Consider the following 10383-nt stretch of genomic DNA (forward strand, 5'->3'; position numbering starts at 1 on the left):
AACTAACCCACATCGTCTGGGATGTGGAGATGGGCGTACTTTTTCGCCCTAATCAACAGGAATTAAAATGAGCGAAAGCTTTGCGGAACTCTTTGAAGAAAGCCTAAAGACCCTGAACCTTCAGGCAGGCTCCATCATCACCGGTGTTATCGTTGATATCGATTACCAAGCTCGCTGGGTAACCGTTCACGCTGGCCTGAAGTCCGAAGCACTGATCCCTCTGGAGCAGTTCTACAACGACGCTGGCGAACTGAACATCAACGTCGGTGACGAAGTTCACGTTGCTCTGGACTCGGTTGAAGACGGTTTCGGTGAAACCAAGCTGTCCCGTGAAAAAGCCAAGCGCGCTGAATGCTGGATCGTTCTGGAAGCAGCCTTCGCAGCTGAGGAAGTGGTCAAGGGCGTTATCAACGGTAAGGTTAAAGGCGGCTTCACTGTCGACGTTAACGGCATCCGTGCGTTCCTGCCAGGTTCCCTGGTTGACGTCCGTCCAGTGCGCGACACCACGCACCTGGAAGGCAAAGAGCTGGAATTCAAGGTCATCAAACTGGACCAGAAGCGCAACAACGTTGTCGTTTCCCGTCGCAGCGTCCTGGAAGCCGAGAACTCCGCCGAGCGTGAAGCTCTGCTGGAATCCCTGCAAGAAGGCCAGCAAGTCAAAGGTATCGTCAAAAACCTCACCGACTACGGCGCATTCGTCGACCTGGGCGGCGTGGACGGCCTGCTGCACATCACCGACATGGCGTGGAAGCGTATCAAGCACCCTTCCGAAATCGTCAATGTTGGCGACGAGATCGACGTCAAGGTTCTGAAATACGATCGCGAGCGCAATCGTGTTTCCCTGGGCCTGAAGCAACTGGGCGAAGATCCATGGGTTGCTATCAAAGCCCGTTACCCAGAAAGCACTCGCGTTACCGCTCGTGTAACCAACCTGACCGACTACGGCTGCTTCGCTGAGCTGGAAGAAGGCGTTGAAGGTCTGGTACACGTTTCGGAAATGGACTGGACCAACAAGAACATCCACCCTTCGAAAGTCGTACAAGTCGGCGACGAAGTGGAAGTCATGGTTCTGGACATCGACGAAGAGCGTCGTCGTATCTCCCTGGGCATCAAGCAGTGCAAGTCGAACCCATGGGAAGACTTCTCTGGCCAGTTCAACAAGGGCGACAAGATCTCCGGCACCATCAAGTCGATCACCGATTTCGGTATCTTCATTGGTCTGGACGGCGGCATCGACGGTCTGGTTCACCTGTCCGACATCTCCTGGAACGAAGTGGGCGAAGAAGCCGTACGTCGTTTCAAGAAGGGCGACGAGCTGGACACCGTTATCCTGTCGGTTGACCCGGAGCGTGAGCGTATCTCCCTGGGTATCAAGCAACTGGAAAGCGATCCGTTCTCCGAGTACGTCTCGGTTAACGACAAAGGCGCAATCGTTACTGGCACCGTGAAAGAAGTTGACGCCAAAGGCGCCATCATCGTTCTGGCCGACGATATCGAAGCGACTCTGAAAGCCTCCGAAATCAGCCGTGACCGCGTTGAAGACGCGCGCAACGTCCTGAAAGAAGGCCAGCAAGTAGAAGCCAAGATCATCAGCGTTGATCGTAAGAGCCGTGTAATCCAGCTGTCGATCAAATCGAAAGACGATGCTGAAGAGAAAGAAGCCATCCAGAGCCTGAAAGCAGCTCCGGAAGGCGAAGCAGCTGACACCACCATGGCGGCACTGCTGCGTCAAGCAATGGCCAAACAGAACTGAGTTCTGTCTGATCATTAAAAAGGGCGACTTCGGTCGCCCTTTTTTGTGCCTGCGATTTGGTGTGGCGTCATGCTGTGTGTTGTCCCGGTGAAACCATTCCCTTTGTGCGGCGGTCTGTTTCTTTAATCGGATCAATCGTCTATTCGCGTCTAGGCTTAGTCTGAAGATCGCAGTAGTCGGGCGTAGTGCCTGGCATAAGGAAGTGAATGAACAAGTTTATTGTCTTGATGGGCATGTTGGCTTTGGCGGGCTGTACTACCAGTGCCAAGACTCATGCGGTGCGCGGCGTCAGTGGCATTGAGGTTGATTGCTCAGGTTTGGGGTCGGGTTGGGAAAAGTGTCAAAAACGTGCGGCGAAAGAATGCAAGGGAGCGGGTTATAAGGTGGTCACCCGATCGGATGATGCCAAGGATGAGGATTTGTTTCCCTTCGGCTTCAATCCTGCAGGCTATGTCACTCGTACCATGCTGGTGATCTGTCGGTGAGAGCGCATTGCGTGGGCAGGTGGCTGGGTGCCCTGAAAATGGGCGTTTCGATGTGGAGAAAGATATGTCAACCCCTGGGCTGTTCAAAATCTTCCGGGCGTGCTAAAACCTTTCAAGCGCTGATCTAGCTGCTTGAAAAAGAAGGGAAAAATATGACGAAGTCGGAGTTGATCGAACGAATTGTCACCCATCAAGGGCTGCTCTCATCGAAGGATGTGGAGTTGGCCATCAAGACTATGCTTGAACAAATGTCCCAATGCCTGGCTACTGGAGATCGTATCGAGATCCGTGGTTTTGGCAGCTTTTCCTTGCATTATCGCGCGCCGCGAGTCGGTCGCAACCCAAAGACCGGCCAGTCTGTCAGTCTTGACGGCAAGTTTGTTCCGCATTTCAAGCCAGGCAAAGAGCTGCGCGATCGCGTGAATGAAGAAGAGGAGGAGGGCGTTTGATCCTCGTTGCTGATTATCAGGGAGATGCTCGTGCGTAATCTCAGGCGCGTACTTCTTGGCGTTTTTATTCTGTTGCTGGTGTTGGCAGTTCTTGCGTTTGTACTTGAGAACCAGCAATCGGTTTCGTTGTTGTTTTTAGGTTGGGCAGGTCCGGAGCTTCCAGTGTCTCTGGTCGTGGTGCTGGCATTGTTGTTCGGTATGTTTGTCGGTCCTATATTCGGCCTGTTTCTGAGACGCTCGTCCAGAGCAGCACGCAAGCGTCTTGTCTGAAACCGGCAGGCGCATGGCGTCTGTCGAAATTGCGCCTCTGCCTGACTATATCCATTAGTAAAAGCTTCATTAAGCTGTAAAATGCGTCCCTTGTTTGATAGTGGCCTATTCCCACATCGATTTAGACTGACTTTGACAGAAGCTTCATTCTTAAGCTTCTGCGTTCATGGATTGACAGTGCTTGTAGTGTCACTGTCCGCAGCTCAAGGGTATGGTTTCGCGTGAAAATTCTAGTAACCGGCGGCGCAGGCTTCATCGGCTCGGCAGTCATCCGTCACATCATTTCCAATACCAACGACGCAGTGATCAACGTCGACAAGCTGACGTATGCCGGTAACCTCGAGTCGCTGGCTGAAGTCAGCGGTAATTCGCGCTATGCATTCGAACGCGTCGATATCTGCGATCGTGAACAGATCGACCGTGTTTTGCGTGAGCATCAACCAGATGCCATCATGCACCTGGCTGCGGAATCTCATGTCGATCGCTCGATCAGTGGCCCGTCCGAGTTCATTCAGACCAACATCATCGGTACTTACACTCTGCTGGAAGCTGCACGCCACTATTGGGCGGCATTGGATGATGTGCGTAAAGCCAACTTCCGTTTCCATCATATTTCGACCGACGAAGTTTACGGTGATCTTGAAGGCCCGGAAGACCTTTTCACCGAAACGACGCCTTATCAGCCAAGCTCGCCTTACTCGGCCAGCAAGGCCAGCTCCGATCACCTCGTTCGCGCCTGGGCTCGCACTTATGGCCTGCCGACATTGGTGACCAACTGCTCGAACAACTACGGCCCTTGCCACTTCCCTGAGAAATTGATTCCGCTGATCATTCTCAATGCGCTGGAAGGCAAACCTCTGCCGGTTTACGGCAAAGGCAATCAGGTTCGCGACTGGCTGTATGTCGAAGACCACGCCCGTGCGTTGTACAAAGTCGTGACCGAAGGCGTCGTTGGCGAGACATACAACATTGGCGGCCATAACGAAAAACAGAACATTGAAGTAGTGAACACTCTGTGCGCATTGCTCGATGAACTGCGTCCAGACTCGGCGCATCGCCCTCATGCAAGCCTGATCACTTACGTTCAGGACCGTCCTGGTCACGACCAGCGCTATGCGATCGATGCAAGCAAGATTCAGCGCGAGCTGGGCTGGACTCCGGAAGAAACATTCGAAACCGGCATTCGCAAGACTGTTGAATGGTACTTGAACAATGCTGACTGGGTCGCTCACGTGAAGAGCGGCAGTTACCAGCAGTGGATTGATCAAAATTATGCGGATCGTTCAAACAAGGCATGAAAATCCTCCTGCTGGGTAAGAACGGCCAGGTCGGCTGGGAGTTGCAGCGCTCTCTGGCACCACTTGGCGAGCTGATTGCGCTGGATCGCCATTCGATCGATGGATTGAGTGGTGATTTATCGAATCTTGAGGGTTTGCGTTCGACGATCCGCCAGATAAAGCCTGATGTCATTGTCAACGCAGCGGCTTACACCGCCGTTGACAAGGCCGAGTCTGAAGTCGAGCTGGCAGCGCGCGTCAATGCTCAGGCGAGCGGTGTTCTGGCTGAAGAGGCTGCACTCCTTGGCGCCTGGCTGGTTCACTACTCGACCGACTATGTCTTCAGTGGGGAAGGTGCCACGCCTTGGCAGGAGTCGGACAGCGTAGCGCCGGTCAACGCATATGGTGCGAGCAAACTGGCCGGCGAACAGCTCATCACCGCGTCGGGTTGCAAGCATCTGATTTTCCGCACGAGCTGGGTATATGGTGCGCGCGGCAACAACTTTGCCAAGACCATGTTGCGTCTTGCTGCTGATCGCGAAAGCCTGAACGTGATCGCCGATCAGATCGGCGCGCCAACCGGTGCGGACCTGATTGCGGACGTCACCGCGTTGGCCATTCGCCAGGCCTTTCAGCGCCCGGAACTATCGGGGGTGTATCACCTGGCAGCCAGCGGTGAAGTGTCCTGGCATGGCTATGCCAGTCACGTGATTGCATTTGCCAAGGCCAATGGCGAACAGCTTGCCGTACAGGCTGTGAATCCGATCGATACCACTGCTTATCCGACCCCCGCGCGTCGGCCGCTGAATTCACGTTTGAATACTCAGAAGCTGCGCGATAATTTTTCTCTACACTTGCCGGATTGGCAAAGTGGTGTAACCCGAATGCTTAGGGAAGTTTTGAACAAATGACCACGACAAATCGTAAAGGCATCATCCTCGCTGGTGGTTCGGGTACGCGCCTGCACCCGTTGACTCTGGGTGTCTCCAAGCAAATGTTGCCGATTTACGACAAGCCGATGATTTTCTATCCGCTTTCGGTGCTGATGCTGGCGGGAATGCGCGAAATCCTGATTATTTCCACTCCGGATGATCTGCCGTGTTTCCGCAAGCTGCTGGGCGATGGCAGTCTGTACGGCATCAAGCTCACTTATGCCGAACAACCGAGCCCGGATGGCCTGGCGCAAGCGTTCATCATCGGTGAAGAGTTCATCGGTCAGGACCCATGCTGCCTGATTCTGGGCGACAACATCTTCTACGGTCAGCACTTCTCGGACAACTTGCGTTCTGCCAGCTCCCAGCAGCAGGGGGCTACCGTTTTCGGCTACCACGTCTCCGACCCGGAGCGCTTTGGGGTCGTCGAGTTTGACCAGAACGGGCGCGCGCTGAGCATCGAAGAAAAACCACTGAAGCCAAAATCCAACTATGCGGTAACAGGCCTGTATTTCTACGATAACGATGTTGTCGAGATCGCTAAAAACATCAAGCCTTCGGAGCGTGGTGAGCTGGAAATTACCGACGTGAATCGTGCGTACCTCGAACGCAAGACACTCAACGTCGAAATGCTGGGCCGTGGTTTTGCCTGGCTGGATACCGGCACTCACGACTCGTTGCTGGAGGCCAGTCACTTCGTTCATACCATCGAGCAGCGTCAAGGCTTGAAAGTCGCCTGCCTGGAAGAAATTGCCTATCACAACGGCTGGATCACCTCCGCCGAACTGGAAGCTCAGGCAGACGCCCTGAAAAAAACCGGTTATGGACAGTATTTGAGAAAGCTTTTGGACATGAGCGCTCGCTGATCAGAGTGTTGTCTGTTGCCATTAGCGTAACCATCATGCAAACAGGAAAGGCATGCCAGTCAGATCTCCCAAGGTTGCAGTTTTGCTGGCTGCCTACAATGGAATGCAGTGGATCGAAGAGCAACTTGATTCGATTCTTAACCAGTCGGGCGTCGACGTAGCTGTTTATATCAGCGTCGATCGCTCTACTGATGGTACGCAGGCCTGGTGTGCGGCTTACGCGGTCGATCATCCCTGTGTCACGCTGCTTCCTGACGCAGGGAAGTTCGGCGGAGCATCACGCAATTTCTTTCGATTGATGCGTGATGTGGATTTCGAGCCTTATGATTTCGTAGCGTTTTCCGATCAGGACGATGTCTGGCACATTGAAAAACTGCAGCGAGCAATCACTGCGATTCAATCTCGTCAGATTGAAGCGTACTCAAGCAACGTAACGGCTTTTTGGCCGGACGGTAAAACTTCCCTTCTGGACAAGGCACAACCCCAGGTCGCATGGGACTTCCTGTTCGAGGCTGCCGGGCCGGGTTGCACTTATGTATTCAATAAGCGATTTTCTCAAACCCTGAAAAAATCGATGCTCAATCATTGGCAGGAATTGCAGAAAGTCAGCCTGCACGATTGGTACTTCTATGCGTATGCCCGGAGCCATGGTTTTCGTTGGCATATCGATCCGCAACCCACCATGGAGTACCGTCAACATGAAAGCAATCAGGTTGGCGCCAACACAGGGTTGAGCTCGTTGGTTTCACGCTACAAAACCATTCATGACGGGTGGTGGTTCGCACAGGTGCGCATGATCACCTTGTTGGTCGGGCAGGGCGATGACCCGTTTGTGAAAGGCTGGCTGCAGCTGCGACGTCGGCAATTGATGAAGTTGTCATTCAGTGCGTGGAAGTGTCGGCGCCGTGTCCGGGATAAAATCTTTTTCTTTTGTATCTGCTGGGCAACTGCCTTGTTGGGGAATAAGCATTCATGAGCGCTCTTCGAGTACTGGTGACGGGCGCCAATGGATTTGTCGGGGAAGCCGTGGTTTTCAGTTTATTGCTGAGCAAGCGCTATTCCCCGATTGCGGCAGCGCGGGGTTCAACCCGGCTGAACGGATTATGTCCGGCTGTCTCTTTCGATCTTGCCGACTCGGCAAACTTGCCTTCGCTTGTTGCCGTCGACGTTGTTATTCATGCCGCGGCCCGTGTGCACGTCATGAAAGAAACAGCAACAGACGCATTGGCGGAGTTTCGCAAGATCAACGTTGAAGGCACTCTCAGGTTGGCACGGCACGCTGCCGACTCGGGTGTAAAGCGCTTCATCTTCATAAGCTCAATCAAGGTCAATGGCGAAAGTACTGCCGAGGGCAAACCGTTCAAGGCAGATGACACGCCGGCGCCGTCCGATGCTTATGGTGTATCCAAATACGAAGCTGAAGAACGATTGAAGCAGCTCAGTCGGGAAACCGGTATGGAAGTTGTCATCATTCGTCCACCGCTGGTCTACGGGCCGGGCGTCAAAGCCAACTTTCTCAGCATGATGCGTTGGCTGGACAGGGGCGTACCGCTGCCATTGGGGGCGATCTCCAATCAACGAAGCCTTGTCGCCATTGGCAATCTGGTGGATTTGATCATTACTTGTATCAGCCACTCGAAAGCTGCGGGCGAAACTTTTCTGGTCAGCGATGGCGAGGACTTGTCCACAACGGGGCTCTTGCAGCGCCTGGCCCGTGCGCTCGGGAAAAAGCCGCGATTGTTAAAGTTTCCGCAGTGGTTGCTGGTGACCGTGGCCTCGGTATTGGGCAGGCGTGCGCTCGCTCAACGAATTTGCGGGTCGCTGCAAGTTGATACTCAAAAGACTCGCGAACTATTGGACTGGAGGCCGCCCGTTAACGTCGATGAAGCCATGCTCAAGACTGCGTGCCACTATTTTAAAGAGCAATCGAAATGATTTTTTGCTGGCAGCTGCTCGCGGTATTCCTGGCTTCCTGGATGTTGACATTGATTTTGCGTCGATATGCATTGGCAAAAAGCCTGATGGATGTGCCGAATGAGCGCAGTTCTCATACTGTCCCAACGCCTCGCGGAGGAGGGGTGGCAATTGTTGTCACCTTCCTCGCCGCTTTACCGTTCATGACTCTCTCGGGCCTGATGAGTCCGGCGTTGATGTATGCACTGTCAGGTGCCGGCATTTTGGTTGCGGTATTGGGCTTCGCCGATGATCACGGACATATCGCAGCGCGGTGGAGGCTGCTGGGGCATTTCGCTGCGGCCGCATGGGCGCTGTTCTGGCTTGGAGGTATGGCTCCCGTAGCATTTTTTGGGGCAGCGATTGATCTCGGTATCGCGGGTACGGTACTGGCGTTGATTTATCTGGTCTGGATGCTCAATCTTTACAATTTCATGGATGGTATCGATGGAATTGCCAGTGTCGAGGCCATCTGCGCCTGCGTCGGCGTCTGCCTGGTATATGGTTTGACGGGGCACCTCGATTTCACGTGGGTCGCGCTCGCGCTGGCCGCCGCGGTCGGTGGGTTCTTATGCTGGAATTTTCCACCTGCCCGTATTTTCATGGGGGATGCGGGAAGCGGGTTCCTGGGGTTCGTGCTGGGGGTGCTCAGTCTGCATGCCGCTTGGTCGGCGCCCGAGTTGCTCTGGAGCTGGGTGATTCTACTGGGCGTATTCATCGTCGATGCGACGTGGACGCTGTGCCGACGTTTGATCAACGGTGACAAGGTCTATCAGGCTCACCGTAGTCACGCCTATCAATACGCATCCCGGCAACACCAAAGCCATAAGGCTGTGGTGTTCGCCGTTATCGGCATCAACGTTGTGTGGCTGCTTCCTCTGTCGATAGCAGTGGGAATGGGCCTCGTCCCCGCATTGGTCGGCGTGGCGATCGCCTACTGTCCTCTGGTTGTGCTGGCCTGTCTGTACCATGCGGGCAAGCGGGAAGAGGTATCAAAATAGTCGCCTCCTTCATGACTCCCTCTCGCGTTTGCTGGCTAAATCCCGATGATCCAGGCAGCCAATGATCAGCGCCTTTGTCGTGTGGTCCACGAGCCAGGAGATAGCGGAGGGCGGTGAGCGGGTTCGGCAATGAAAGGTTGCAGATGATGATATGATTCGCAGCCGTCAGCGGGGGAGCGGGGCGCCAGCGCTTGAGCTTGAAAGGCGTCCGCCAGGTTTCATTTATAGTTTGTATACGCATGCTCTTCGATACATGCGAAGTTGATTGGCTCGGGAGCAGGAAATGCTGCATAAAGACAATAATTTAAATTTGTTACGGCTTATCGCCGCGCTGATGGTTCTTTATGCGCACTCTTTCATGTTCTACGGAAAGCCGGCCGTCGGCTTTTTGGGGCTTAGTTCCTATGGCGGCCTTGGGATCGATATATTTTTTGTAATCAGCGGTTATTTGATTACGAAAAGCTGGGGTTCCAATCCGGTGCCTCGCGATTTTCTGATGAAGCGGGCTTTAAGAATATTTCCAGCCCTGATCGTTGTCGTGTTGGTCAGCATGCTTTTGCTCGGACCGATTTTCTCGACGCTCAGTTTGAAAGAATACTTTTTGCACCCGTACTTTACCGGTTATCTGAAGAACATCATTCTGAAGCCGGTGTTTTCTTTACCAGGTGTATTTGAACAGTCAAAGGTCCCTGGCGCCGTGAATGGCTCGTTGTGGAGCCTGCCTGTCGAGTTCTTCATGTATCTGGTGGTCATGGGGCTGGGCATGCTGTTCAAGGGGGGACGCCTGGTCTATGCCGCGGTCACGGCGCTGTTCGCGGCGGTGGTGGTGTTCTGGTGCTGGCGGGATGCCCCCATGGTGGTGATCTACGGAACCGATATCCGGCAAGTATTCCTGACCGGTGTCTATTTCATGATCGGTGCCTGTTTTGCAAAATTTCGCCTGGAGCGCTGGCTTAGCCTGTCAGGTGTTTTTGTAATGCTGATGGCGACCATTTTGCTTGCGCCTTATCCCGAATTCACCAATGTCCTGCCATGGATTACCGTGCCCTACATCGTGTTGGCGTATGGATTGTCCAGTAGTTGGCTGGGCAGTTTTGTCAATAAAGTGGGTGACTGCTCCTACGGAGTCTACATCTATGCTTTCCCGGTACAGCAGGCTGTCTTGCTTAAATATCCGGATATCTCTTTCGGTACTTATCTTTCGGTCACGATTTTGATTTCGTTGGCCCTGGGATATTGCTCTTGGCATTTGATTGAAAAAAGAGCGTTGAAATTCAAACCGAAAGAGCTGGCACCCTCAACCGATCAAACGCTCGTGGCTCGACCGGGCGCACAGTCCGTCGATGCTGAAAGCCAGGGCGCTGCGGGCTCTAGAAATTGATACATCAGAAAGGTCA

The 10383-nt window shown here is 53.7% G+C and carries 11 protein-coding genes; all 11 read left to right on the forward strand.

Features of this window, described 5'->3' with window-relative positions; translation table 11 throughout:
• The first annotated feature begins 67 nt into the window (after nt 1-67).
• The 11 genes from rpsA to M5B44_RS19115 all read left to right on the forward strand — a co-directional run bounded on the left by rpsA (nt 68) and on the right by M5B44_RS19115 (nt 10367).
• A complete protein-coding gene (rpsA, locus tag M5B44_RS19065; RefSeq protein WP_007950918.1) occupies nt 68-1753 on the forward strand; it encodes a 30S ribosomal protein S1 in 1686 nt (561 codons plus the stop codon).
• Between the two features lie 206 nt (nt 1754-1959).
• On the forward strand, nt 1960-2238 hold the full coding sequence (locus M5B44_RS19070; protein WP_134827705.1) for a hypothetical protein: 279 nt from the start codon (nt 1960-1962) through the stop codon (nt 2236-2238).
• Between the two features lie 152 nt (nt 2239-2390).
• Nucleotides 2391-2687, forward strand: a complete 297-nt coding sequence (gene ihfB, locus M5B44_RS19075) for an integration host factor subunit beta (RefSeq protein ID WP_003189779.1) — start codon at nt 2391-2393, stop codon at nt 2685-2687.
• Nucleotides 2688-2717: 30 nt separating this feature from the next.
• Nucleotides 2718-2957, forward strand: a complete 240-nt coding sequence (locus M5B44_RS19080) for a lipopolysaccharide assembly protein LapA domain-containing protein (protein ID WP_248740164.1) — start codon at nt 2718-2720, stop codon at nt 2955-2957.
• A gap of 221 nt (nt 2958-3178) precedes the next feature.
• Nucleotides 3179-4255, forward strand: coding sequence for a dTDP-glucose 4,6-dehydratase (gene rfbB, locus M5B44_RS19085; RefSeq protein ID WP_248740165.1), 1077 nt, complete (start codon nt 3179-3181; stop codon nt 4253-4255).
• Entirely contained in the window at nt 4252-5145 is an 894-nt protein-coding gene (gene rfbD, locus M5B44_RS19090; protein WP_248740166.1) for a dTDP-4-dehydrorhamnose reductase, read from the forward strand. Before rfbB ends, rfbD begins: the two co-directional genes overlap by 4 nt.
• Nucleotides 5142-6032 carry a glucose-1-phosphate thymidylyltransferase RfbA gene (gene rfbA, locus M5B44_RS19095; protein ID WP_248740167.1) on the forward strand — a complete coding sequence of 297 codons (891 nt, stop codon included), beginning with the start codon at nt 5142-5144 and terminating at the stop codon, nt 6030-6032. The genes rfbD and rfbA overlap by 4 nt, the downstream gene beginning before the upstream one ends.
• Nucleotides 6033-6084: 52 nt before the next feature.
• A complete protein-coding gene (locus M5B44_RS19100) occupies nt 6085-7008 on the forward strand; it encodes a glycosyltransferase (protein ID WP_248740168.1) in 924 nt (307 codons plus the stop codon).
• Nucleotides 7005-7967: a UDP-glucose 4-epimerase family protein gene (locus tag M5B44_RS19105; protein WP_248740169.1), complete on the forward strand. Its 963-nt coding sequence runs from the start codon at nt 7005-7007 to the stop codon at nt 7965-7967. Before M5B44_RS19100 ends, M5B44_RS19105 begins: the two co-directional genes overlap by 4 nt.
• Nucleotides 7964-8986, forward strand: coding sequence for an MraY family glycosyltransferase (locus tag M5B44_RS19110; RefSeq protein WP_248740170.1), 1023 nt, complete (start codon nt 7964-7966; stop codon nt 8984-8986). Before M5B44_RS19105 ends, M5B44_RS19110 begins: the two co-directional genes overlap by 4 nt.
• Nucleotides 8987-9269: 283 nt before the next feature.
• A complete protein-coding gene (locus M5B44_RS19115) occupies nt 9270-10367 on the forward strand; it encodes an acyltransferase family protein (RefSeq protein ID WP_248740171.1) in 1098 nt (365 codons plus the stop codon).
• Nucleotides 10368-10383 lie beyond the last annotated feature (16 nt).

The organism is Pseudomonas sp. MWU12-2029 (assembly GCF_023242425.1).
In the GTDB taxonomy this organism is placed as follows: domain Bacteria; phylum Pseudomonadota; class Gammaproteobacteria; order Pseudomonadales; family Pseudomonadaceae; genus Aquipseudomonas; species Aquipseudomonas kribbensis.